22 protein-coding genes are annotated in these 24,548 nt (G+C 46.2%); 19 read left to right on the top strand and 3 right to left on the bottom strand.

What is annotated here, in order from left to right; all coding sequences use genetic code 11:
- The first annotated feature begins 8 nt into the window (after positions 1 to 8).
- From recN to spo0A, 3 genes are all read left to right on the top strand, one after another.
- Positions 9 to 1,739, top strand: coding sequence for a DNA repair protein RecN (gene recN / locus NSU16_RS11995; RefSeq protein ID WP_339190959.1), 1,731 nt, complete (start codon positions 9 to 11; stop codon positions 1,737 to 1,739).
- 360 nt (positions 1,740 to 2,099) lie between these two features.
- The gene (spoIVB, locus tag NSU16_RS11990) at positions 2,100 to 3,377 is read left to right on the top strand and encodes a SpoIVB peptidase (protein ID WP_168748211.1); all 1,278 of its coding nucleotides are present in this window, start codon (positions 2,100 to 2,102) and stop codon (positions 3,375 to 3,377) included.
- A 275-nt stretch (positions 3,378 to 3,652) separates the two neighbouring features.
- On the top strand, positions 3,653 to 4,456 hold the full coding sequence (spo0A, locus tag NSU16_RS11985) for a sporulation transcription factor Spo0A (protein ID WP_010334880.1): 804 nt from the start codon (positions 3,653 to 3,655) through the stop codon (positions 4,454 to 4,456).
- 581 nt (positions 4,457 to 5,037) lie between these two features.
- Here spo0A and NSU16_RS11980 read toward each other — a convergent pair.
- Both NSU16_RS11980 and NSU16_RS11975 read right to left on the bottom strand, forming a co-directional pair.
- The gene (locus NSU16_RS11980) at positions 5,038 to 6,156 is read right to left on the bottom strand and encodes an NADH-dependent flavin oxidoreductase (RefSeq protein ID WP_326217989.1); all 1,119 of its coding nucleotides are present in this window, start codon (positions 6,154 to 6,156) and stop codon (positions 5,038 to 5,040) included.
- 72 nt (positions 6,157 to 6,228) lie between these two features.
- Positions 6,229 to 6,363 carry a hypothetical protein gene (locus NSU16_RS11975; RefSeq protein WP_168748207.1) on the bottom strand — a complete coding sequence of 45 codons (135 nt, stop codon included), beginning with the start codon at positions 6,361 to 6,363 and terminating at the stop codon, positions 6,229 to 6,231.
- A gap of 327 nt (positions 6,364 to 6,690) precedes the next feature.
- Between NSU16_RS11975 and NSU16_RS11970 the strand changes: the two genes are divergently transcribed.
- The 9 genes from NSU16_RS11970 (at position 6,691) to prpB (ending at position 15,334) form a co-directional block, all read left to right on the top strand.
- Positions 6,691 to 6,984, top strand: coding sequence for a hypothetical protein (locus tag NSU16_RS11970; RefSeq protein WP_032731307.1), 294 nt, complete (start codon positions 6,691 to 6,693; stop codon positions 6,982 to 6,984).
- A 22-nt stretch (positions 6,985 to 7,006) separates the two neighbouring features.
- Positions 7,007 to 7,627 carry an N-acetylmuramoyl-L-alanine amidase gene (locus tag NSU16_RS11965; RefSeq protein WP_326227250.1) on the top strand — a complete coding sequence of 207 codons (621 nt, stop codon included), beginning with the start codon at positions 7,007 to 7,009 and terminating at the stop codon, positions 7,625 to 7,627.
- 89 nt (positions 7,628 to 7,716) lie between these two features.
- Entirely contained in the window at positions 7,717 to 8,460 is a 744-nt protein-coding gene (locus NSU16_RS11960; RefSeq protein ID WP_168748205.1) for a glycerophosphodiester phosphodiesterase, read from the top strand.
- 122 nt (positions 8,461 to 8,582) lie between these two features.
- On the top strand, positions 8,583 to 9,764 hold the full coding sequence (locus NSU16_RS11955) for an acetyl-CoA C-acetyltransferase (protein WP_268505004.1): 1,182 nt from the start codon (positions 8,583 to 8,585) through the stop codon (positions 9,762 to 9,764).
- A gap of 24 nt (positions 9,765 to 9,788) precedes the next feature.
- On the top strand, positions 9,789 to 10,655 hold the full coding sequence (locus tag NSU16_RS11950; RefSeq protein WP_339190954.1) for a 3-hydroxybutyryl-CoA dehydrogenase: 867 nt from the start codon (positions 9,789 to 9,791) through the stop codon (positions 10,653 to 10,655).
- A gap of 28 nt (positions 10,656 to 10,683) precedes the next feature.
- Entirely contained in the window at positions 10,684 to 11,823 is a 1,140-nt protein-coding gene (locus NSU16_RS11945) for an acyl-CoA dehydrogenase (RefSeq protein WP_010334872.1), read from the top strand.
- Between the two features lie 31 nt (positions 11,824 to 11,854).
- A complete protein-coding gene (gene mmgD / locus NSU16_RS11940) occupies positions 11,855 to 12,979 on the top strand; it encodes a citrate synthase (RefSeq protein ID WP_326195953.1) in 1,125 nt (374 codons plus the stop codon).
- Between the two features lie 14 nt (positions 12,980 to 12,993).
- Positions 12,994 to 14,412 (top strand): bifunctional 2-methylcitrate dehydratase/aconitate hydratase, encoded by a 1,419-nt coding sequence (locus tag NSU16_RS11935; RefSeq protein WP_268449544.1) that lies wholly within the window; start codon positions 12,994 to 12,996, stop codon positions 14,410 to 14,412.
- A gap of 16 nt (positions 14,413 to 14,428) precedes the next feature.
- Positions 14,429 to 15,334 carry a methylisocitrate lyase gene (gene prpB / locus NSU16_RS11930; protein ID WP_339190951.1) on the top strand — a complete coding sequence of 302 codons (906 nt, stop codon included), beginning with the start codon at positions 14,429 to 14,431 and terminating at the stop codon, positions 15,332 to 15,334.
- 35 nt (positions 15,335 to 15,369) lie between these two features.
- Here prpB and NSU16_RS11925 read toward each other — a convergent pair whose 3' ends face one another.
- Positions 15,370 to 15,612 carry a DUF2627 domain-containing protein gene (locus tag NSU16_RS11925; protein WP_010334868.1) on the bottom strand — a complete coding sequence of 81 codons (243 nt, stop codon included), beginning with the start codon at positions 15,610 to 15,612 and terminating at the stop codon, positions 15,370 to 15,372.
- A gap of 151 nt (positions 15,613 to 15,763) precedes the next feature.
- On the opposite strand from NSU16_RS11925, the gene NSU16_RS11920 reads away from it, so the two are divergent.
- The 7 genes from NSU16_RS11920 (at position 15,764) to bfmBAB (ending at position 24,532) form a co-directional block, all read left to right on the top strand.
- Positions 15,764 to 17,842: a sigma 54-interacting transcriptional regulator gene (locus tag NSU16_RS11920; RefSeq protein WP_339190948.1), complete on the top strand. Its 2,079-nt coding sequence runs from the start codon at positions 15,764 to 15,766 to the stop codon at positions 17,840 to 17,842.
- Between the two features lie 124 nt (positions 17,843 to 17,966).
- Entirely contained in the window at positions 17,967 to 18,866 is a 900-nt protein-coding gene (gene yqiS, locus NSU16_RS11915; RefSeq protein WP_339190945.1) for a phosphate butyryltransferase, read from the top strand.
- 11 nt (positions 18,867 to 18,877) lie between these two features.
- The gene (gene bcd / locus NSU16_RS11910) at positions 18,878 to 19,972 is read left to right on the top strand and encodes a branched-chain amino acid dehydrogenase (protein WP_339190942.1); all 1,095 of its coding nucleotides are present in this window, start codon (positions 18,878 to 18,880) and stop codon (positions 19,970 to 19,972) included.
- Positions 19,973 to 19,995: 23 nt separating this feature from the next.
- Positions 19,996 to 21,081: a butyrate kinase gene (gene buk, locus NSU16_RS11905; RefSeq protein ID WP_010334864.1), complete on the top strand. Its 1,086-nt coding sequence runs from the start codon at positions 19,996 to 19,998 to the stop codon at positions 21,079 to 21,081.
- A gap of 15 nt (positions 21,082 to 21,096) precedes the next feature.
- Positions 21,097 to 22,521 carry a dihydrolipoyl dehydrogenase gene (gene lpdA / locus NSU16_RS11900; RefSeq protein WP_168748195.1) on the top strand — a complete coding sequence of 475 codons (1,425 nt, stop codon included), beginning with the start codon at positions 21,097 to 21,099 and terminating at the stop codon, positions 22,519 to 22,521.
- Positions 22,522 to 22,542: 21 nt separating this feature from the next.
- On the top strand, positions 22,543 to 23,535 hold the full coding sequence (gene bfmBAA, locus NSU16_RS11895; protein WP_024121984.1) for a 3-methyl-2-oxobutanoate dehydrogenase subunit alpha: 993 nt from the start codon (positions 22,543 to 22,545) through the stop codon (positions 23,533 to 23,535).
- A 13-nt stretch (positions 23,536 to 23,548) separates the two neighbouring features.
- Entirely contained in the window at positions 23,549 to 24,532 is a 984-nt protein-coding gene (gene bfmBAB, locus NSU16_RS11890; protein ID WP_103672249.1) for a 3-methyl-2-oxobutanoate dehydrogenase subunit beta, read from the top strand.
- The last annotated feature ends 16 nt before the right edge of the window (positions 24,533 to 24,548 follow it).

The raw sequence follows: 24,548 nt of genomic DNA, 5'->3' as shown, positions 1-24,548 counted from the left end.
AATGCTGTTTGTTAGCTGAATTATCGATTAAAAACTTTGCCATTATTGAGGAACTGACGGTTTCTTTTGAACGCGGGCTTACGGTTTTAACAGGAGAAACCGGAGCCGGCAAATCCATCATCATAGATGCCATTTCACTTTTAGTCGGTGGCCGCGGCTCATCTGAATTTGTCAGGTATGGAGAAACAAAAGCCGAGCTTGAAGGGCTGTTTCAGTTAGACAGCGGCCATCCCGTTTTTGACGTTTGTGCTGAACAGGGGATTGACGTTTCAGATGAAATGATCGTCATGAGAAGGGATATCAGCACGAACGGAAAAAGCGTATGCCGGGTAAATGGCAAACTTGTAACGATTGCGTCGCTAAGAGAAATCGGCAGGCTTTTATTAGATATTCACGGGCAGCACGATAACCAGCTGTTAATGGAGGACGAAAATCATCTTCAGCTATTGGACAAGTTTGCGGGAGCCGAAGTGGAAAGCGCACTTCAAGCATATCAGGAAGGTTATCAGCGCTACATGAAGCTGCTTAAAAAGTTGAAGCAGCTTTCTGAAAGTGAGCAGGAAATGGCGCACCGGCTTGATCTGATTCAATTTCAGCTGGAAGAAATTGAATCAGCAAAACTCGAACTGAACGAAGATGAGCAGTTGCAAGAAGAGCGTCAGCAAATTTCAAATTTTGAGAAAATATTTGAATCACTGCAAAATGCTTATAATGCGCTGCGCAGCGAGCAGGGCGGTCTGGACTGGGTCGGAATGGCGTCGTCTCAGCTTGAAGATTTATCCGATATTAACGAACCGCTGCAAAAACTGTCTGAGAGTGTTTCGAACTCCTACTATCTTTTGGAGGACGCTACATTTCAGATGAGAAATATGCTGGATGAGCTTGAATATGACCCGGAACGATTGAATTTTATTGAGGCGCGTCTTAATGAGATTAAGCAGCTAAAGCGGAAATACGGGGCAACCGTTGAGGATATTTTAGAATATGCTTCTAAAATTGAAGAAGAGATTGATCAAATTGAAAACAGAGACAGCCATCTTCAGAGCCTGAAGCAGGAGCTGGATTCGGTTGGTAAAGATGTTGCAGTAGAAGTGGCAAACGTTTCCCGAATCCGAAAAACATGGGCGAAAAAGCTGGCTGACGAAATCCATCGTGAACTGAAAAGCTTATATATGGAAAAGTCGACTTTCGATACGGAGTTTAAGGTCAGAACAGCAACCCGCGGTGAGGAAGCGCCGGTTGTAAACGGGCAGCCTGTTCAGCTCACTGAACAAGGGATTGATCTGGTGAAGTTTTTGATTTCTACCAATACGGGGGAGCCGCTGAAATCTCTTTCTAAAGTTGCTTCCGGCGGAGAGCTGTCAAGGGTCATGCTTGCCATTAAAAGCATTTTTTCCTCACAGCAGGACGTTACCTCGATTATATTTGACGAGGTAGATACAGGCGTAAGCGGCAGGGTCGCTCAGGCTATTGCTGAAAAGATTCACAAAGTATCAATGGGATCACAAGTGCTTTGCATTACGCACCTGCCTCAGGTGGCAGCCATGGCCGATACCCATCTTTACATTGCGAAAGAATTAAAAGACGGAAGAACGACGACGCGTGTAAAGCCGCTGACTAAACAAGAGAAGGTGGCGGAAATCGGGCGCATGATAGCAGGAGTCGAAGTCACAGATCTAACAAAACGCCATGCGAAAGAGCTGTTAAAACAAGCGGATCAAGTCAAAACAACTGGATAAGCTGCGCAATATACGCAGCAGCTTCAGCGTGCTGACAAACCCTCGCAATCGTTGTCAAGTCTAAGCGACGGTGCTCACGAATGACAGCACCCGCCCTTTCTAGACTTCAAGGGTTTTCAATCACGCTGAAAGGATGACAAAAGTTTAAAACTTTATTCGATTTTAAACTTTTGTCAACAGTCTAAAGCTGCGCATATGCGCAGCTTATTTTTTTTGTATACTCATCCATTCGTTTATCAGTATATCCAATGTTTTTCTTTATATGACAGTTATAAATAAGGGCTGAGAAGGCAAAAGTAATGATGTAGCAGCAATTCATAAAGAAGGTGTGGGGTAGGAGCGAGGAGAGTGAAGTAGTGAATGCCGGATAACATCAGAAAAGCAATAGGTTTAATTCTCCTTGTTTCGTTATTAAGTGTAGGTTTATGCAAACCATTAAAAGAGTATTTACTGATTCCAACGCAAATGAGAGTATTTGAAACCCAAACACAAGCGATTGAAACGAGTTTATCTGTAAACGCCCAGGAAAAATCATCAGAAGCGTTTACAGTTGAGAAAGACCCGCATGAAATCAAAGTCACAGGCAAAAAATCAGGCCAGTCAGAATTAGTATATGATCTTGCCGGATTTCCAATCAAAAAAACAAAAGTGCAAGTTCTACCGGATTTAAAAGTCATACCGGGCGGGCAATCGATCGGTGTCAAACTTCATTCCGTGGGAGTGCTTGTGGTCGGATTTCATCAAATTAACACAAGCGAAGGGAAAAAATCCCCTGGTGAATCGGCAGGTATTACAGCAGGCGACATTATTATTGAGATGAATGGACAGAAAATTGAAAAAATGAATGATGTTGCCCCGTTTATTCAAAAAGCGGGAAAAACCGGAGAGTCTCTTGATTTGCTGATCAAACGTGATAAACAGAAGATCAAAACAAAGCTGATTCCTCAAAAGGATGAAGCTGAAGGCAAATACCGAATCGGTTTATATATCAGGGATTCTGCCGCAGGCATCGGCACAATGACCTTTTATGAGCCGAAAACAAAAAAATACGGAGCGCTTGGCCACGTGATCTCCGATATGGATACGAAAAAACCAATTGTCGTGGAAGATGGAGAAATCGTCAAATCGACTGTAACATCAATTGAAAAAGGGACAGGCGGAAATCCTGGAGAAAAACTGGCGCGATTTTCCTCTGAACGCAAAACGATCGGGGACATTAACAGAAACAGCCCATTTGGAATCTTCGGCACGCTGCATCAGCCGATTAAAAACAAAATCTCAGACAAGGCGCTGCCGGTTGCCTTTTCAAATGAAGTGAAAAAAGGGCCTGCTGAAATCTTAACGGTCATTGATGATGATAAGGTAGAAAAATTTGATATCGAAATCGTCAGCACGACACCTCAAAAGTTTCCGGCTACAAAAGGAATGGTCTTAAAAATTACCGATCCAAGACTGCTGAAGGAAACAGGCGGCATTGTACAAGGCATGAGCGGAAGTCCAATCATTCAAAATGGAAAGGTCGTCGGCGCCGTTACCCATGTGTTTGTCAATGACCCGACAAGCGGCTACGGTGTGCATATTGAATGGATGCTGTCTGAAGCAGGAATCGATATTTACGGAAAAGAAAAAGCAAGCTAACTGCCGGAATTCCGGCAGTTTTTTTGCTTTTCTCCCTCTTCACTTCTCATCATACATACGTTAAAATGAACAAAAGAAGATTTTTCGACAAATTCACGTTTCCTTATTTGTCAAATTTCATTTTTAGTCGAAAAACAGAGAAAAACATAGAATAACGAAGATATGCCACTATTATTGTTAGTTATGATTTTTTTTAGAGGGTATATAGCGGTTTTGTCGAATGTAAACATGTAGCAAGGTGGAATCCTGTTAACTACATTTGGGGAGGAAGAAACGTGGAGAAAATTAAAGTTTGTGTTGCTGACGATAATCGAGAGCTGGTAAGCCTGTTGAGTGAATATATAGAAGGACAGGAAGACATGGAAGTCATCGGAGTTGCTTATAACGGACAGGAATGTCTGTCGCTATTTAAAGAAAAAGATCCTGATGTGCTCGTCTTGGACATTATTATGCCGCATTTGGACGGACTTGCTGTTTTAGAGCGACTGAGAGAATCAGATCTGAAAAAACAGCCAAACGTCATCATGCTGACAGCCTTCGGACAGGAAGATGTCACGAAAAAGGCCGTCGATTTAGGAGCGTCCTACTTTATTCTCAAACCGTTTGATATGGAAAACCTTGTCGGCCATATTCGCCAGGTCAGCGGAAATGCCAGCAGTGTGACGCATCGCGCGCCGTCATCACAAAGCAGCATTATACGCAGCAGCCAGCCTGAACCAAAAAGGAAAAATCTCGACGCGAGCATCACAAGCATTATCCATGAAATCGGCGTCCCTGCACATATTAAAGGCTATCTCTATCTGCGTGAAGCGATCTCAATGGTGTATAACGACATCGAACTGCTCGGCAGTATTACAAAAGTCCTCTATCCGGACATCGCCAAAAAATTCAATACAACCGCTAGCCGTGTAGAGAGAGCGATCCGCCACGCAATTGAAGTGGCATGGAGCAGAGGGAATATTGATTCCATATCCTCATTGTTCGGTTATACAGTCAGCATGACGAAGGCAAAACCTACAAATTCAGAGTTCATTGCGATGGTTGCGGATAAGCTGAGATTAGAACATAAGGCTTCTTAAGCATGATCAGCAAAAGCACTTAAATCAAACGTCTTTTATTTATTGGTTTCCACTGATAAATAGGAGGCGTTTTATTTTTGGATAAATCTGTTATAATAAATGCGGAAGATTGATGACTATTTGGTTTATACGCTTGGAGTGATCGAAAATGCGTGAAACGTACGGGCTGCTAATCGCTATATTTATTCTTTCGCTTTGTGTCAATTCAAACATCGTTGTGGAGTCACACAAAATAGGCATGCTGATTGACTTCATTTCTTTTGCTGCAATGGTCGTATGTATATTCGTTGGTTGGACCATAAGAAACAGAAAGGCAAAAACGGATTGAAACCCTTTACGCTGGATGTTCGTAGGATAAAGAGCAATTGAAGTATATAGGAGACATACGCATGAAAAAGAGAAAAAAGAAAAACAGAAAACGTGACGGACTGCTGTTCGATTTTCTAACCGAAGTAATTGGGCAGCTTCTCATTTTGCCGTTTAAATATTTGCACAAATTATTCGATTGACGAAAAGGACCCTTTCCTAAGGGTCTTTTTTTATAAAAAAGACTGCCGAAATATTCCGGCAGTCACATCAAATTAATCTTTATAAGGAACCCATCCATGTGTGTTCACAATCGCTTGCCATAGCGGCTCAGGCAAGTGATATTTTTCTTTGTCTGTGCCTTTTATCACAGTTTCAATTTGTTTTTCGCGTCCTTCTTTTACTTTTACAGCCCAATCAGGATCCACTAAAATTTCACGCCCCATCGCCACCAGCGGGATATCGTTTTCAAGCACAGCAAGCGCGTCATCAGCAGAATGGATGGAACCAACAGCAATCAGCGGCACCTTGTGTCCGACACGTTCATTCAATAAGTCCATACGTGTACGTGTTGGGTCTGCGCCGCGGCGCGCTTTGGAGTTGACGTCCATCAATGAAATATGGAGGTAATCCAGTTCTTTTTCTACTAAGGCATCAACAAGCGTGAAGGTTTCTGTCATTGTCAGTCCCGGTGTATCTGGCTCTTCCGGAGACAGACGGTAGCCGACTAAAAATGCACCTTTCGCGTGATCAGCAATTGCTTGTTTCACCTCATCCACAATAGCAAGCGGGAAGGCTAATCGTTTCTCGTCGCTTCCTCCCCAGCGGTCTGTGCGCTGATTTGTTTTTGGAGAATAAAACTGCTGAATCAAGTAGCCGTTTGCACCGTGAATTTCGACACCGTCAAAGCCGGCTTCAATGGCACGTCTTGTCGCTTCTCCAAAAGCCTTCACAATGTTTTCAACCTCTGCCTCTGTCAATGCGCGGGCAATTTGTTTACCGTTATCAAACACGTCACTTGGCGCGACAACATCCTGATTCGGAACAAGCTCAGGAGGACATTCAGTTCCGCCGTGATGAATTTGCACAATCGCTTTTGACCCTTGTGCTTGAATGGCTTGCGCTAATCTTTTTAGCCCGGCAATATTTGAGTCGTCATGGATGGCTGGCTGTCCGGGAAATGCTTTTCCATCAGGCGTGACGTTTGCGCATGCTGTAATCACCATTCCCATTTCTTTTGAACGGGGGATGATGTAGTCCAGCTCCGCTTCAGAAATCGTGCCGTCCTCGTTGGAAGAATAATGGGTCATTGGAGCAACCGTGATCCGGTTGTCAATCGTAACGCCGCTTCGAAATGTAAATGGTTCAAAGAGCGGTTTGTACTTTGGATTCATAAGATCATCTTCTTTCGTTTGGATTCGCACATATTCTAGCCTATATGTAAAATTTGATGCAATCAATCTGCTTCACCGGCTGAATATCTTGAGTGCCGAATGTGGTTTTCTGCGCTCTTTTTCGGGGCTCTTGTAGCCGTCTTTGATTTGATGGCGAATGGAGCAAGTGATGACCTCCGCGGCTAGCATCAAAACGAATTTTTTTATGAGCTGTATCTTCTTTCTGTAAAGTAAATATTCTTTAAAAGCTTACGCCTGTCCAACCCTTCCGTCAAACCATCTGCTCACTCTATTCAACAATTTTTTTAAAATGAATAAAAAGTTGCTTCTTTCCGCTAATTTTTTCTAAAATGCAGCTCTTTTAGAGACATCTTCATAGACAGATCCGCTTGCTTTCTTTCTAACAACAGGAAATCAGCAGGTCAGATAGCCCTTTTGAAAATCATGGAAACGTCGTGCCAGCTTTCGTGCCAGCTTTACAAATCCGCCATTCTGGTCAAAGATAAAAGCCAAACATCAGGAAGAGGTGATCATGTGAAACAAACTGGTCTATTTCTGTTAACTGTGCTGCTGCTTTCCGGATGCAGTATTGCAAGCGCAGATGATTCAGTCCCAAAGTTTACAGAAGAGGGAAAATACATTGGTTCGGCTGATCCTCATACAATCGCCGTTTCCCTTAACGGAGAAGAAACCATGATACAAGTTCCAAGGGACAAACGCGACGATTGTGAGGACCTGCCAGATCACACAAAAGTCCAGGTGAAATATACAAAAAAAGAAAACGGAACCTTACAGCTGGAAGATATTCAGCTGCAAAAGAACTCGTAATGACAGACCGGAGGGAGAAACATTGAGAATGTTATGGAGGAGTTTAGCGATATGCGGATTGGCTTTTATGCTCGCGCCCTGTGCACAAGCGGCAGAGCCGATAGCAGGGAAAACGGTATATATTGATGCCGGTCATGGTGGCAAAGACAGCGGGGCAGTCGGAAACGGGCTGTTAGAGAAAAATATTAATTTGGCTGTCTCCGGTTATGTTGTGGACAAGCTGAAAGCGGAAGGAGCAATTCCTGTTGCTACAAGGATGGATGATCATTTTCTGACCTTGGAGGAAAGAGTGGCAAAAGCAAGTGCAAACCATGCTGATCTTTTTGTCAGTATTCATGTGAATTCGGGCGTTTCCTCTGCTTCAGGCACGGAAACGTACTTTCAGTCTGATTATGAAGCGGAAAACAGTCAGCGGCTGGCATCAGATATTCAGTCAGAGCTGGTATCATCCTTGCAAACAAGAGACAGGGGTGTGAAAGAATCGGATTTTTATGTCATTACATATTCAAAAATGCCGAGTGTGCTGGCTGAGCTTGGATTTATTACAAACAGCTCTGATGCGGACAAGCTTGGGAGTGAAGAATATCAAAAAAAAGCTGCTGACGCGATTGTCGCCGGAATTGACTCTTATTACGCACAGTAGTCAGAGTACAAAAACACTTCATTCTAGAGTGACAAGGCCTAAATCAGTATAATAGAGAAAACGGGCAACTTTAGGCTTGAGGTGAAACAATGACAAAGATTTTTGCCCATCGGGGGGCATCAGGTCATTATCCCGAAAATACAATGATTGCATTTGAAAAAGGGATTGAAAACGGAGCGGATGGAATCGAGCTAGATGTTCAGCTGACAAAAGACGGACATATTGTTGTTATTCATGATGAAAGGCTTGACCGGACGACATCCTTAAAAGGTTTCGTAAAGGACACGAGGTACGATGTTTTGAAAACCGCTGATGCGGCTGCCGGTCATCAACAAACAGTCGGCGATGTAAGGGTGCCGCTGCTTGAAGACGTGCTCTCGTGGGCGGAAAAAAAGGATTTTCTGATTAACATTGAATTGAAAAATAGCGTGATCCGCTATGAAGGAATGGAAGAAAAAGTGCTTGAGACAGTAAAGCGATTTAAAATAGAAGAAAGAACGATTCTGTCCGCATTTAACCATGAAAGCTTAGCGTTATGCGGCCGGCTGGCACCCCATATTGAACGGGCGGTGCTGACCTCAGATGTGCTATATCAGGCTGATCAATATGTAAAATCCATTCCGGCAGCCGGCTACCACCCAAAGCTGCATAGCCCGGCGGTAACGGATGAAGTGCTGCAGCAAATGCGAAATAGCTCGATTAAGGTAAGGCCTTATACAGTCAATCGGCCAGACGATATGGAGCATTTGATGAAAATGAGAGCAGACGGCATTTTCACAGATTTTCCTGAGCGGGCTGCTGCCATCGCTAAGAAATTGAATAGAACAAATTAGTTTTCAAGAAGGCTGCCGGTGCAGCCTTCTTTTTCATTCATTCATACCTGTTTCAAAGCATACATTCATAGAAGACACCCAGAAATGTAAGCGCTGTCTATCTTTTGATTTGAGGTGAAACCATGAGGAAAACAGTCATTGTAAGTGCCGCAAGAACCCCGTTTGGCAAATTTGGAGGTGCGTTAAAAGAAGTAAAAGCTGCTGAACTCGGGGGCGCTGCTATGAAAGAGGCGTTAAAGCGTGCCGGAGTCTCTGGAGATCAGGCGGAAGGCGCCATCATGGGTATGGTTGTCCAAGCCGGTGCGGGCCAGATACCTTCCCGGCAAGCTGCCCGTATAGCCGGACTGCCTTGGAGTGTGCCATCGGAAACACTAAATAAAGTTTGCGCCTCTGGCCTTCGCGCTGTCACTCTATGTGACCAAATGATTCGGGCGCGTGATGCGGACATTCTTGTTGCCGGAGGCATGGAGAGCATGAGCAATATTCCGTATGCTGTTCCCGCTGGCCGCTGGGGGGCACGGATGGGTAACGGGGAGCTGAGGGATTTAATGGTTTACGACGGATTAATGTGCGCTTTTGATGAAGTGCACATGGCCGTTCACGGAAATACGGCGGCCAAGGAATATGGCATTTCACGTAAAGAGCAGGATGAATGGGCCCTTCGAAGTCATAAGCGGTCGGCTGCTGCGGTCGATGAAGGAAAGTTTGATGATGAAATTGTTCCTGTCAGCTGGCTTGGCCGGAAAGGAAAAACAAACATTGTTGACAAAGATGAAGCGATTCGCCGCGATACCACTCTCGATCAGCTTGCGAAACTTTCTCCGATTTATTCGAGTGACGGATCCATTACAGCCGGCAATGCGCCGGGAGTCAACGACGGAGCGGGAGCATTTGTATTAATGTCTGAGGAAAAAGCCGCTGAACTTGGAAAGCGTCCTCTTGCAACCATTCTTGGTTTTTCAACAGCCGGAATGCAAGCGCATGAGCTTGCGGCGGCCCCGGGATACGCAATAAACAAGCTGCTGAAAAAGACCGGCTTTACATTACAGGATATTGACCTTTTTGAAGTCAATGAAGCATTTGCTTCTGTTGTATTAACATGTGAAAAAATCGTTGGGTTTGATCTTGAACAAGTAAACGTCAATGGCGGAGCAATTGCACTGGGCCACCCGATCGGTGCTAGCGGTGCGAGAATTTTGATGACACTTGTGTACGAATTAAAGCGCCGGGGAGGTGGACTGGGGATTGCTGCTATTTGCAGCGGAGCGGCTCAGGGAGACGCTGTCTTGGTTCAAGTTCATTAAACATTGACGGAGAAGGGGATTTGAATGGAAATCAAACATATCATGGTAGCCGGCGCCGGACAAATGGGAAGCGGAATTGCCCAAACAGCGGCTGAAGCCGGCTTTTATGTGCGGCTGTATGATTTGAATCCTGAGGCAGCGGAAACGGGGTTTCAGCACATAAAAAAGCATTTGACCCGCGATGCTGAAAAAGGAAGAAAGACGGAAGCAGAAGTGAAGGCTGTTATCAGCCGTATTTCTCTTTCCCCGGCGCTGGAGGAGGCGCAGCATGCGGATGTTGTGATTGAAGCAATTGCAGAAAGCATGACGGCAAAAACTAAATTGTTCAAAAACCTTGATCTTATTTGCCCGGCTCATACGCTTTTGGCCAGCAATACATCCTCCTTGCCGATAACAGAAATTGCAGCTGTCACAAACCGACCTGAACATGTCATTGGCATGCATTTTATGAACCCCGTTCCTGTGATGAAACTGGTTGAAGTCATTCGCGGCCTGGCGACATCAAATGAAACTGCGTTAGCCATTATTGCATTAGCGGAAAAAATGGGGAAAACGCCGGTCGAAGTCAATGATTTTCCCGGATTTGTCTCCAATCGTGTGCTTTTGCCAATGATCAATGAAGCCATCTATTGCCTTTATGAGGGGGTAGCTGAGCCAGACGCAATAGACCAGGTTATGAAACTTGGTATGAATCACCCGATGGGACCCCTTAAGTTAGCTGATTTTATCGGGCTGGATACATGTTTGTCGATTATGGAAGTCCTTCACTCCGGGCTTGGTGACTCCAAGTACCGCCCTTGCCCGCTGCTTCGTAAGTACGTCAAAGCAGGGTGGCTCGGCAAAAAGAGCGGACGCGGTTTTTATCATTACGGCGAGGAGAAGAATACCTGAAGTCAATTCCAACCCGGGGGTGGCCAAGTTGCATTTAACCCAAGAGCAAGTCATGATGCGAAAGATGGTGCGTGATTTTGCCCGAAAAGAAATTGCTCCTGCTGCGGAGGTCATGGAGAAAACAGATGAATTTCCATTTCAGCTAATGAAGAAAATGGGTGAACACGGCTTGATGGGAATACCAGTGCCGGAACAATATGGCGGCGCTGGAGCGGACGTTGTTTCTTATATTTTGGCCATTCATGAGATTTCTAAAATCAGCGCGGCGGTCGGTGTCATTCTTTCGGTTCATTCCTCAGTGGGCACAAATCCGATTTTGTACTTCGGAAACGAAGAGCAAAAAGTGAAGTATATACCGAAACTCGCCTCAGGAAACTATTTGGGTGCATTTGCGCTGACTGAGCCTTACTCTGGATCGGATGCCGGGAGCCTTCGCACCACAGCAATCAAAAAGAACGGCAAATATATTTTAAACGGATCGAAAATCTTCATAACGAACGGGGGTGCCGCTGACCTCTATATTACGTTTGCTTTAACTGCCCCAGGCCAAAACAGGAACGGGATTTCGGCTTTTATCGTTGAAAAGAACACACCTGGTTTTACAGTCGGCAAAAAAGAAAGAAAGCTGGGGCTTCACGGTTCCAACACAACAGAGCTGATATTTGAAAATGCGGAAGTGCCGGAAGAGAACTTACTGGGCCAAGAGGGGGATGGATTTAAAATCGCAATGGCGAACCTGAATGTGGGGCGCATCGGCATTGCGGCACAAGCGCTGGGAATCGCAGAGGCTGCCCTGGAATATGCGGTTGCTTATGCGAAACAGCGTGTCCAATTCAACAGGCCTATCGCAGCCAATCAAGGCATATCGTTTAAGCTCGCCGATATGGCGACAAGAGCAGAGGCGGCAAGGCACCTTGTCTATCATGCGGCAGATCTCCATACCCGCGGTCTGGCCTGCGGAAAGGAAGCGTCCATGGCTAAACAATTTGCTTCTGATTCAGCGGTGAAAGCTGCACTTGAGGCAGTCCAGATATATGGAGGATATGGTTATATGAAGGATTATCCGGTCGAACGGCTGCTTAGGGACGCAAAGGTAACACAAATTTATGAAGGCACAAATGAAATTCAAAGACTCATTATTTCCAAGCACCTGCTTGGCACAATCTGACAGATAATAACGCAAAGCGGAGGTTGAGGATATGGATGGTAAACAGCATTTTTCTCCAGGTCTTGACGGGGTCGTCGCAGCAGAAACGAATATTTCTTATCTTGACACACAGTATAGTCAGATATTGATTCGAGGCTATGATTTAATAGATCTTTCAAAAACCAAAAGCTATCTTGAGCTGGTGCATCTATTGCTGGAGGGGAGGCTGCCGGCTGACAATGAAACGGAAACGGTCAAAAGGAAGGTCAACAGCGCTTCAAACCTGCCGGCTGACATTGTCCGTCTGCTTGAGCTGCTGCCTGAACATACTCATCCGATGGATAGTCTGCGAACCGGGGTGTCAGCTCTTGCCGGCTACGACCGCCAAATTGACGATCGATCGCCTTCTGCAAACAAGGAGCGCGCCTATCAGCTTTTAGGAAAAATGCCTGCTCTCACAGCAAGCAGCTATAGAATGATAAATAAAGGAAAACCAATTTCCCCGCTTCAGCACCTATCCTACAGCGCGAATTTCTTATACATGATGACGGGAAAAATACCATCCGCATTGGAAGAGCGGATCTTTGACCGTTCACTTATCCTGTACAGCGAGCATGAGATGCCAAATTCAACCTTTACAGCCAGGGTGATCGCCTCAACACAATCGGATCTTTATGGCGCATTGACAGGAGCTGTAGCATCTTTGAAGGGAAATCTACATGGAGGCGCAAACGAAGCGGTCATGTATATGCTCTTAGAGGCAAAAACAACGCCTGATTTTGAACAAATCCTGTTATCAAAACTGAGAAAAAAAGAAAAAATTATGGGCTTCGGCCACCGGGTGTATATGAAAAAAATGGACCCGAGAGCGCTTATGATGAAAGAAGCGCTTCAGCAACTATGCGATCAAGCCGGCGATCATCGCTTATACGAAATGTGTGAAGCGGGGGAGCAGCTGATGGAGCGGGAAAAAGGGCTTTATCCGAATTTGGATTATTATGCCGCCCCGGTGTATTGGATGCTTGGCATACCAATTCCATTGTATACGCCTGTTTTTTTCAGTGCGAGAACAGCAGGCTTGTGCGCACATGTGATGGAACAGCATTCCAATAACCGCTTGTTCCGCCCTCGTGTCCGCTATACCGGCCCGCGATATGAGAACAAATCCAAATCATGAAAGGAATTGGTCGAATGTTGAAAACGGATCATGTCATTGAAGAAATAACAGACTATGTGCTTGAGAAAGAGATTACGAGTTCAGAAGCGTTTACAACGGCAGGTCACGTTTTGCTTGATACACTCGGCTGCGGGATTTTAGCGCTCCGCTATCCCGAATGCACCAAGCTGCTCGGCCCGATTGTCCCCGGAACCCTTGTGCCAAACGGAAGCAGAGTGCCGGGAACGTCATATGTTCTTGATCCTGTACGGGCAGCATTTAACATAGGGTGTATGATCCGCTGGCTTGATTACAACGATACGTGGCTTGCTGCGGAGTGGGGGCATCCGTCAGATAATTTGGGCGGCATTCTTGCGGCGGCTGATTATGTATCACGAGTGAGGCTGTCTGAAGGAAAAGAGCCATTAACGGTCCGTGACATCCTTGAAGCGATGATTAAGGCTCACGAAATTCAAGGTGTGCTGGCGTTAGAAAATAGCTTAAACCGAGTCGGTCTTGATCATGTGTTGTTTGTCAAGGTGGCAACGACGGCTGTAGCCGCAAAGCTGCTGGGCGGCGGTAGGGAAGAAATCAATCATGCGCTTTCGAATGCTTGGATTGACAATGCAGCCTTGAGGACATATCGGCATGCACCTAATACAGGCTCGCGCAAATCGTGGGCCGCAGGAGATGCGACCAGCAGGGGCGTTCATCTCGCACTGATGGCGTTAAAAGGCGAAATGGGTTATCCGACAGCTTTGACCGCTCCGGGATGGGGATTTCAAGACGTATTATTCAATAAGAAAGAGATCAAGCTTGCCCGCCCGCTTGACGCTTATGTCATGGAAAATGTGTTGTTCAAAGTCTCTTATCCTGCGGAATTCCACGCCCAGACAGCGGCAGAGTGTGCCGTCATTCTTCATCCGCAGGTCAAAGACCGTATCGATGAAATTGACCGTGTTGTCATCAGAACGCATGAATCAGCTATTCGCATCATTGATAAAAAAGGCCCTCTGCATAATCCGGCGGATCGCGATCATTGTCTGCAATACATCACAGCGATTGGTTTAATATTCGGTGATATCACTGCACAGCATTATGAGGCAGATACGGCAAGTGATCCAAGAATAGATAAGCTTCGAGAAAAAATGGAAGTAACTGAAAACAAAGCATATACTGAAGATTACCTTAAACCAGATAAACGCTCCATTTCAAATGCCGTTCAGATTCATTTTAAAGACGGAACGAGTACAGAGATGGTTGAATGTGAATTTCCGCTGGGGCATCGTTTTCGAAGAGACGAGGCTGTGCCAAAATTGTTAGAAAAGTTTTCTGCGAATCTCAAAACCCATTTTTCTGAGAAACAGCAAAACCATATTTACAAGAACTGCACCAGTTATGAAACATTGCAAACCATGCGTGTAAACGATTTTGTCGATATGTTCTGTATGTAGAAGGAGGACTCGTATCATGTCTTGGATCGTCAATAAGCAATCGTCACAAGAAGAGCTTGCTGAACGCTTCCGCAAGCTGATGTGCGCGCCGGAAATATTGCAAATTCCCGGCGCTCATGACGGGATGGCCGCCTTGCTTGCGAAGGAGGCCGGTTTTTCTGCCTTATACTTATCGGGTGCGGCTTATACGGCCAGCAGGGGGCTGCCTGATCTCGGAATTGTTACGTCGGCAGAAATGGCCGAACGGGCAAAAGATCTTGTCCGCGCAGCAGACCTGCCTTTGCTCGTTGATATCGATACGGGCTTTGGCGGGGTATTAAACGCTGCCCGCACTGCCCGCGAGATGCTGGAGGCAAGGGTGGCAGCTGTGCAAATAGAGGACCAGCAGCTTCCGAAAAAATGCGGGCATTTGAATGGCAAACAGCTTGTCCCGGCTCAGGAATTGGCGCAAAAAATAAAAGCCATCAAACAAGCGGCGCCATCACTTGTCATTGTCGCCCGTACAGATGCAAGAGCGCAGGAAGGACTTGCATCCGCCATAAAACGCGCTTCGGCATACATTGAGGCGGGAGCGGACGCAATTTTCCCGGAAGCGCTTCAAACGGAAAACGAATTTCGCGAGTTTGCTGAACAGATCCCTGTCCCGCTTCTTGCCAATATGACGGAGTTTGGGAAAACGCCGTATTATCATGCTGATGAATTTGCTGCTATGGGGGTTCAGATGGTGATCTATCCTGTCACCACGCTCAGAGCTGCGGCAAAGGCTTATGAACGGATGTTTAGCCTGATAAGGGAGCGCGGGTCGCAAAAAGAAGGGCTTGATGATATGCAGACGCGTAAGGAACTGTATGAAACGATTTCTTATTATGATTATGAAGCGCTGGACAAAACGATTGCCAAGACTGTCTTGCCTGATGAATAGTGCGAACAAAAAAGCCGGAGCGCGCTCCGGCTTTTTTACATCTTTTGTTTTCTGAATCGCGGACTGACTTGATTGCGTTTTCTGTCTCTGTACAAGATGAACCCGGCCAGCACATACAGGCCGAAAACAAAAAAGATAAATCCTGATAAACCTTGGAGCCAAAGAGAAGAAAACGGCTTTACCGTATGGCCGAAAAGCATATCTCTCATCAGTTTAATGCCCATAGCAGAAATGGCGCCGGGGAGCACTAAAATCAAAAGCGCAAAAAGTCGGCTCATGTTCAGAAAACCCCTTTATTTTTCATTTCCTTTATTGTCCAGCGGAAAAAATATTTTGTCAAGAGAAGAAAACGTGGTAACATAGGGTTGTGCAAATTATTGCAACGGAAAAAATAGGTATGCAAATTTTTTCATACAAAGGGGTATCGGGATGCAGAAGGTACTGATTGTAGGTGCCGGTAAAAGGGGAACGGCGTTATTACAAATTCTCATTAAAACAGCCATCATAGACATTATTGCCGTGGTTGACAAAAACCCCGAAGCGCCGGGATTAAAAGAAGCAAAACATTATGGAATTGCCGTTTCATCAGATTGGAAACCATACATACAACAAAAGCCGGATATCGTCATTCATACAACGGGTGATCAAGCTGTACTTGACGAACTTCTTCAGGAAAAGCATGAGCAGACCATTGTTATGCCGGGGAAGATGGCTTATATTGTGTTTCAGCTCATGGAAGAAAAACAGCAGCTGATTCAAATGTTAAAAGAACAAACCTACAAGCATGACCGGATCTTTAATTCCACCCATGACGGGATGATTTTTATTGATATCAATGAAGAGATCATTCTGTTTAATCATATGGCTGAAAAAATGGTGGGAAAAAAACGCGAGGAAGTCATTGGGCGCCCGATCAAAGAAGTCATCCCGAGCACTAAGATGCCTCGGATTTTAAAAACAAGAGAGCCTGAATACAATCAAAAGCAGCTTTTGGGTGAAAATTTGCAAATTGTAACAACCAGGCTGCCGATCATTGATGAAGGCGGACGTCTGCTCGGAGCACTCTGTGTATTTAAGGATATTACAGATGCGGTCGAGCTGGCGGAGGAAGTGACAAATCTAAAACAGGTGCGCACGATGCTGGAGGCGATTATACAATCCTCTGATGAGGCGATTTCTGTCGTTAATGAAAATGGCATTGGCCTGTTGATCAATAAAGCATACACAAAAATGACGGGACTTTCTGAAAAAGAAGTTATCGGCAAGCCGGCAAGCACTGATATTTCTGAAGGAGAAAGCATGCATTTAAAGGTGCTTGAGACAAGACGCCCAGTGCGCGGCGTCAGAATGAAGGTCGGCCCGAATGAAAAAGAGGTCATCGTCAATGTAGCGCCGGTGATTGTGGATGGCATTTTAAAAGGAAGTGTCGGCGTGATCCATGACGTGTCAGAAATTAAAATGCTGACCGCAGAGCTTAACAGGGCCAGACAGATTATCCGCACGCTCGAAGCGAAATATACCTTCGACGACATTATCGGCAAAAGTGAGCAAATGCTGGTTGCGCTTGAGCAGGCGAAGCTCGGAGCGAAAACGCCGGCAACGATTTTGCTGCGCGGAGAATCGGGCACTGGAAAAGAGCTGTTTGCCCATGCCATCCATAACGAAAGCGACAGGAAATACAATAAATTCATCCGCGTAAACTGCGCCGCTCTTTCAGAAAATCTTCTGGAATCGGAACTGTTTGGCTACGAGGAAGGCGCGTTTTCGGGAGCAAAGCGTGGCGGCAAGAAGGGCTTATTTGAAGAAGCCAATAACGGCAGTATTTTCTTAGACGAAATCGGCGAGCTGACGCAAAATATGCAGGCGAAGCTGCTGCGCGTTCTTCAAGAAAAAGAGATCGTCAGAGTGGGAGGCACGAAGGCAATCCCTGTTAATGTGAGAATTATTGCAGCCACAAATGTAAATATCGAAAAAGCAATGGCGGATGGAACGTTCCGTGAAGATCTGTATTACCGTATTAATCGTTATCCCATCTCTATTCCCCCATTGCGTCAGCGGATTGAAGACATTGAAGCACTCAGTGAAAGGCTCATTCAAAAAATTAACCGGGATTATGGCCGGAATGTAAAGGGACTGACGCAGCAGGCTTTGCGGGCATTGTCGGCTTACCATTGGCCGGGGAATGTCCGCGAGCTGGAAAATGTCCTTGGACGAGCAATGATTTTTCTGAAGCCGCACATGGAATGGATTGAAAAAGAGCATTTGCCTGTATTTGAAATAGAACAAAAAGAAAACAGCGCAGAACAGGGAGCCGGTTTTGATTTTCCTGACATCGAAGGCGAAAAGCTGTCTAAGGCCGTTGAAAAATTTGAGGCTCACTTGATTCAGCAAACGCTGGAAAAGCATCATTTTAACCGTACGAAAACAGCGAAAGCTCTCGGCGTCAGCATTCGAAATTTATATTACAAAATGGATAAATACGGCCTTGCAAATGAAGGCATGCAATAATTTGCAGAATAAGCGCAAACGTCTGCACGAATCTTTCTTCGCATCCATCATGACAGCATCGCACCGAGCTGGCATAGAACTTGCATAATAAAAAGCGGAGTCGAGACAAGAAAGGTGGTAACTGATGAAGCTGAAAGATTTGATCGGCAAAGCGTCGATGCACAAAAACAAGACCATTGCGGTTGCTCATGCTGAGGATGAGGAAGTGATCCGGGCTGTGAAACTGGCAGCCGAGCATTTGTCCGTCCGTTTTTTATTAGTGGGCGACAGCAAAAAACTGAACGACTTGACATCATCCATGCAAGGGCATCAAGTGGAAATCATTCATGCCAATACGCCGGAGGAATCAGCGATGCTAGCGGTTCGCGCTGTTCATCAAAAAACAGCGGATGTCTTAATGAAAGGGAATGTGCCGACGTCTGTTTTGCTTAAAGCGGTATTAAACAAACAGGAAGGCCTGCGGAAATCCCGTGTCCTTTCTCATGTGGCCGTATTTGATATTCCCGGTTTTGAGAGGCTGATGTTTGTGACAGATTCGGCTATGAACATCGCCCCTTCGCTGGAGGAGCTTCAGCAGATTCTTCAAAATGCTGTTCATGTCGCGCATGCAGTAGGGAACAATATGCCAAAAGCGGCTGCCCTTGCAGCGGTAGAAACGGTAAATCCGAAGATGGAAGCGACGGTCAATGCAGCTGCTCTCGCCCAAATGTACAAAAGAGGGCAGATTAAAGGGTGCATTGTAGATGGTCCGCTTGCCTTAGATAATGCAGTATCGCAAATCGCTGCGGCTCAGAAAAAGATTTCGGGGGACGTAGCGGGCAGCGCCGATATTCTTCTCGTTCCTTCGATTGAAGCGGGAAATATTTTATATAAATCACTGATTTATTTTGCAAAAGCACACGTGGCGGCTGTCATTACGGGAGCCAAAGCGCCGATTGCATTAACGAGCCGAGCGGATTCCGCTGAAAACAAACTGTATTCGATCGCGCTGGCATTATGCGCATCTGAAGAATACACACTTTAGGAGGAACTGATATGGAACTGTTTAAATATATGGAGCAATACGATTATGAGCAATTGGTTTTCTGCCAAGACGAACAATCAGGATTAAAAGCAATTATCGCAATTCATGATACGACGCTGGGACCTGCACTTGGCGGAACGAGAATGTGGACATATGAAAATGAAGAGGCTGCAATTGAGGACGCACTCAGACTTGCAAGAGGCATGACCTATAAAAACGCGGCGGCAGGCTTAAACCTGGGAGGCGGAAAAACGGTCATCATCGGCGATCCGCGCAAGGATAAAAATGAAGAAATGTTCCGCGCGTTTGGCCGCTATATTCAAGGGCTTAACGGCAGATATATTACGGCTGAGGATGTCGGCACAACGGTTGAGGATATGGATATCATTCATGATGAAACAGATTTTGTCACAGGTATTTCCCCTGCATTCGGCTCTTCAGGAAATCCGTCGCCTGTTACGGCTTACGGAGTGTATAAAGGCATGAAGGCTGCCGCTAAAGCTGCATTCGGCACAGACTCTCTTGAAGGAAAAACCATCGCTGTACAGGGTGTTGGCAACGTGGCTTACAATCTATGCCGCCACCTTCATGAAGAAGGAGCAAGCTTAATCGTTACGGATATCAACAAGCAATCAGTTGAACGTGCGGTACAAGATTTTGGTGCACATGCAGTTGATCCAGAAGATATTTATTCACAAAACTGCGATATTTATGCGCCGTGTGCTCTTGGTGCAACCATCAATGACGATACTATTAAGCAGCTGAAAGCAAAAGTGATTGCAGGCGCGGCTAACAATCAGCTGAAAGAAACTCGTCACGGCGATCAAATTCACGAAATGGGCATTGTTTACGCACCGGACTACGTCATCAACGCGGGCGGCGTTATCAATGTGGCGGATGAGCTTTACGGCTATAATGCGGAACGTGCACTGAAAAAGGTTGAGGGCATTTACGCTAATATTGAACGGGTCCTTGACATTTCCCAGCGTGACGGCATTCCGACGTATTTAGCGGCTGACCGCTTGGCTGAAGAGCGAATTGAACGCAATCGCCGCTCAAGAAGCCAGTTTTTGCAGAACGGCCACCATATATTAAGCAGACGCTAAGAAATTGATCTGGAGGTTTTGAAATGCTACATGATGAAAAACGCATTCTCACCATTAATCCAGGCTCAACTTCGACGAAAATCGGTGTTTTTCATAATGAACGCAGTATTTTTGAAAAAACACTGAGACACAACATAGAAGAGCTGCAGCAGTTCGACCATATTATTGACCAGTATGAGTTTCGAAAAAAGCATATCCTCGAAACGCTTCATGAACAAGGCATTAATATCTCGAAATTTGATGCTGTCTGTGCCAGAGGCGGTCTTCTCCGCCCGATAGAAGGCGGGACATATGAAGTGAATGACGACATGATTGAGGACTTGAAAAGCGGTTATGCCGGACAGCATGCCTCCAATTTAGGAGGTATTATCGCAAGAGAAATTGCTGACGGTCTCAACATTCCATCTTATATTGTGGATCCTGTTGTAGTTGACGAAATGTCAGAGCTCGCTAAAATGTCAGGCATGCCTGAAATTGAACGAAAAAGCATTTTTCATGCTTTAAATCAAAAAGCTGTCGCCCGTAAGGCGGCAGCCTCTCTTGGCAAACGATATGAGCATATGAAAATGATTATTACTCACATGGGCGGCGGCATTACAATAGGGGTGCATGATCGGGGCCGGGTGGTAGATGTCAACAACGGCCTTCACGGAGAGGGGCCGTTCAGTCCTGAACGCGCAGGAACAGTGCCTGCGGGGGATCTCGTCAATTTATGCTTTTCAGGAAAATATACAAAAGAAGAAATGATGAAAAAACTGGTCGGAACCGGCGGGCTCTCCGGTTATCTCGGTACAAATGACGCTGTGAAAGTTGAACAAATGATTCAGGGGGGCGATGAAAAAGCCCGCTTAATTTTTGATGCCATGGCGTATCAGGTAGCGAAGGAAATCGGAGCAGCAAGCGCCGTATTAAAAGGCGAAGTCGAGGCCATTGTTCTGACAGGAGGTCTGGCTTACGGCAAAAGCTTTGTTTCCAGCATCAGCTCATACATAGATTGGATTTCGGACGTTTTAGTTTATCCGGGAGAAAACGAACTGCAATCTCTGGCCCAAGGGGCGCTCAGGGTATTGCAGGGCGAAGAGCAATCCAAACAATATCGCATTGAATAGACAGGAGTGAGTCAGATGGCAACTGAGTATGATGTAGTCATTCTGGGCGGCGGTACAGGCGGTTATGTCGCGGCGATCAGAGCGGCGCAGCTCGGCTTAAAAACAGCCGTTGTAGAAAAAGAAAAGCTTGGCGGAACATGCCTGCATAAAGGCTGTATTCCGAGTAAAGCGCTGCTTAGAAGCGCAGAAGTGTACCGGACAGCCCGTGAAGCCGATCAATTCGGAGTCGAAACGTCCGGCGTGTCCCTCAACTTTGAAAAGGTGCAGCACCGTAAGCAGGCGGTTGTTGATAAGCTTGCAGCGGGCGTGAATCATTTAATGAAAAAAGGAAAAATCGACGTGTACGACGGATATGGGCGCATCCTTGGACCGTCTATTTTCTCTCCGCTGCCGGGAACAATTTCTGTTGAACGGGGAAATGGCGAAGAAAATGACATGCTGATCCCGAAGCAGGTCATTATTGCTACAGGCTCAAGGCCGAGAATGCTGCCGGGTCTGGAAGCGGACGGAGAGTTTGTTTTAACCTCGGATGAAGCGCTCCAAATGGAGGAGCTTCCAAAATCGATGATCATCGTCGGCGGAGGAGTTATTGGAATCGAATGGGCATCCATGCTTCATGACTTTGGCGTAAATGTAACGGTTATCGAATATGCGGACCGGATATTGCCGACTGAAGACCAGGACATTTCAAAAGAAATGCAAAGCCTTCTTAAGAAAAAAGGAATTCAGTTTGTCACAGGAGCTAAAGTGCTGCCTGATACGTTGAAAAAATCATCAGGTGAAATCAGCATACAGGCGGAAAAAGACGGAGAAACCGTCACTTATACATCGGAAAAAATGCTTGTTTCCATTGGCAGACAGGCAAATATCGAAGGCATCGGTTTGGAAAACACCGATGTTGTCACTGAAAATGGCGTCATCTCTGTTAACGGCAGCTGCCAGACGAAAGAATCTCATATTTATGCGATCGGGGATGTCATCGGGGGCCTTCAGCTTGCCCACGTGGCGTCACATGAAGGAATTCTTGCAGTGGAGCATATCGCAGGCCTTAATCCGCACCCGCTTGACCCGGCACTTGTACCGAAGTGCATCTATTCTAGCCCGGAAGCAGCTAGTGTGGGTTTAACGGAAGAAGAGGCAAAGGCGAAGGGATTCGATGTCAAAATAGGAAAGTTCCCATTTATGGCGATCGGAAAAGCACTTGTGTACGGGGAAAGCGATGGTTTCGTAAAAATCATAGCTGATCGTGCCACAGATGATATTCTCGGGGTGCATATGATAGGCCCGCATGTCACTGACATGATATCAGAGGCAGGTCTTGCAAAAGTGCTGGATGCGACGCCATGGGAGGTCGGGCAAACGATCCACCCGCACCCGACGCTGTCTGAAGCGATTGGAGAAGCAGCGCTTGCTGCAGATGGCAAAGCCATTCATTTTTAAAAGCATAAAGGAGGCGCTTGAATGAGTACAAACCGACATCAAGCATTAGGGCTGACTGATCAGGAAGCCGTTGATATGTATAGAACCATGCTGTTAGCAAGAAAAATCGATGAAAGAATGTGGCTGTTAAACCGCTCTGGTAAAATCCCGTTTGTTATCTCTTGTCAAGGACAGGAAGCAGCACAAGTAGGAGCAGCTTTCGCCCTTGACCGTGAAACGGATTATGTGCTGCCTTACTATAGAGACATGGGTGTCGTGCTCGCGTTTGGCATGACCGCGAAGGACTTAATGATGTCCGGGTTTGCCAAAGCAGCAGATCCAAACTCAGGTGGCCGCCAAATGCCGGGGCATTTCGGTCAAAAGGAAAACCGGATCGTGACGGGGTCTTCTCCGGTAACAACGCAAGTGCCGCATGCGGTCGGCATTGCGCTGGCTGGACGCATGGAGAAAAAAGACATTGCGGCTTTTGTCACATTTGGAGAAGGATCTTCAAACCAAGGCGATTTCCATGAAGGGGCAAACTTTGCCGCTGTTCATAAGCTTCCGGTTATTTTTATGTGTGAAAACAATAAATACGCAATTTCGGTCCCTTACGATAAGCAAGTGGCCTGTGAAAATATTTCAGATCGTGCCGTAGGCTATGGAATGCCTGGTGTAACGGTGAATGGAAACGATCCGCTCGAAGTTTATCAAGCGGTGAAAGAAGCGCGTGAACGGGCGCGCAGAGGAGAAGGCCCTACCTTAATTGAGACGATTTCTTACCGCCTGACACCGCATTCCAGCGATGACGACGACAGCAGCTACAGAGGCCGTGAAGAAGTAGAGGAAGCGAAAAAAAGTGATCCCCTGTTTACTTATCAAGCTTACTTAAAGGAAATAGGCCTGCTGACTGAAGAGATAGAACAAACCATGCTGGACGAAATCATGGCAATCATAAACGAGGCGACAGATGAGGCGGAGAACGCTCCTTATGCAGCTCCTGAGTCAGCGCTCGATTATGTGTATGCGAAGTAGGGAGGAAGTACAAATGTCAGTAATGTCATATATTGATGCGATCAATTTGGCGATGAAAGAAGAAATGGAACGAGATTCACGTGTCTTCGTTCTTGGGGAAGATGTAGGGAAAAAAGGCGGTGTATTTAAAGCCACAGCCGGTCTGTACGAACAATTTGGAGAAGAGCGTGTCATGGATACGCCGCTTGCTGAATCGGCGATCGCCGGAGTCGGTATCGGAGCGGCTATGTACGGCATGAGGCCGATTGCTGAAATGCAATTTGCAGATTTTATTATGCCGGCGGTAAACCAGATTATCTCCGAGGCTGCTAAAATCCGTTACCGCAGCAACAATGACTGGAGCTGCCCGATCGTTGTCAGAGCGCCATACGGTGGCGGCGTGCACGGAGCGCTTTATCATTCTCAATCAGTCGAAGCAATTTTCGCCAATCAGCCCGGACTGAAAATTGTGATGCCTTCAACGCCATATGACGCGAAAGGACTTTTAAAAGCCGCAGTTCGTGATGAAGATCCGGTGCTGTTTTTTGAGCATAAACGCGCGTACCGTCTGATCAAAGGAGAGGTACCGGCAGATGATTATGTACTTCCTATCGGCAAGGCTGATGTAAAAAGGGAAGGCGACGACATCACGGTGATCACATACGGGCTTTGTGTCCACTTTGCTTTACAGGCTGCAGAACGTCTCGAAAAAGACGGCATTTCTGTACATGTGGTGGATTTAAGAACGGTATACCCGCTTGATCAAGAAGCGATCATCGAAGCCGCATCCAAAACCGGAAAGGTCCTTTTGGTCACAGAAGATACAAAAGAGGGCAGTATCATGAGTGAGGTGGCTGCCATTATATCCGAGCATTGTCTGTTCGATTTAGACGCGCCGATCAAACGGCTTGCAGGTCCTGATATTCCAGCTATGCCTTATGCGCCGACAATGGAAAAATACTTTATGGTCAACCCTGATAAAGTAGAAGCGGCGATGAGAGAATTAGCGGAGTTTTAAAGACGTAAGGAGGATA

This window comes from Bacillus sp. FSL K6-1003 (assembly GCF_037964945.1).
GTDB lineage: Bacteria > Bacillota > Bacilli > Bacillales > Bacillaceae > Bacillus > Bacillus mojavensis.
Note: the sequence above shows the minus strand (reverse complement) of the source record. Positions and strands in the feature narration are given on the sequence as shown.

Bases quoted from the DNA above. Each gene is read 5' to 3' on its own strand.
- spoIVB (WP_168748211.1), top strand. From the start codon at position 2,100: ATGCCGGATAACATCAGAAAAGCAATAGGTTTAATTCTCCTTGTTTCG.
- NSU16_RS11980 (WP_326217989.1), bottom strand. From the start codon at position 6,156: ATGAATCCAAAGTACAAACCGCTCTTTGAACCATTTACATTTCGAAGC.
- NSU16_RS11960 (WP_168748205.1), top strand. From the start codon at position 7,717: ATGACAAAGATTTTTGCCCATCGGGGGGCATCAGGTCATTATCCCGAA.
- NSU16_RS11955 (WP_268505004.1), top strand. From the start codon at position 8,583: ATGAGGAAAACAGTCATTGTAAGTGCCGCAAGAACCCCGTTTGGCAAA.
- NSU16_RS11950 (WP_339190954.1), top strand. From the start codon at position 9,789: ATGGAAATCAAACATATCATGGTAGCCGGCGCCGGACAAATGGGAAGC.
- mmgD (WP_326195953.1), top strand. From the start codon at position 11,855: ATGGATGGTAAACAGCATTTTTCTCCAGGTCTTGACGGGGTCGTCGCA.
- NSU16_RS11935 (WP_268449544.1), top strand. From the start codon at position 12,994: ATGTTGAAAACGGATCATGTCATTGAAGAAATAACAGACTATGTGCTT.
- prpB (WP_339190951.1), top strand. From the start codon at position 14,429: ATGTCTTGGATCGTCAATAAGCAATCGTCACAAGAAGAGCTTGCTGAA.
- NSU16_RS11925 (WP_010334868.1), bottom strand. From the start codon at position 15,612: ATGAGCCGACTTTTTGCGCTTTTGATTTTAGTGCTCCCCGGCGCCATT.
- NSU16_RS11920 (WP_339190948.1), top strand. From the start codon at position 15,764: ATGCAGAAGGTACTGATTGTAGGTGCCGGTAAAAGGGGAACGGCGTTA.
- yqiS (WP_339190945.1), top strand. From the start codon at position 17,967: ATGAAGCTGAAAGATTTGATCGGCAAAGCGTCGATGCACAAAAACAAG.
- bcd (WP_339190942.1), top strand. From the start codon at position 18,878: ATGGAACTGTTTAAATATATGGAGCAATACGATTATGAGCAATTGGTT.
- buk (WP_010334864.1), top strand. From the start codon at position 19,996: ATGCTACATGATGAAAAACGCATTCTCACCATTAATCCAGGCTCAACT.
- lpdA (WP_168748195.1), top strand. From the start codon at position 21,097: ATGGCAACTGAGTATGATGTAGTCATTCTGGGCGGCGGTACAGGCGGT.
- bfmBAA (WP_024121984.1), top strand. From the start codon at position 22,543: ATGAGTACAAACCGACATCAAGCATTAGGGCTGACTGATCAGGAAGCC.
- bfmBAB (WP_103672249.1), top strand. From the start codon at position 23,549: ATGTCAGTAATGTCATATATTGATGCGATCAATTTGGCGATGAAAGAA.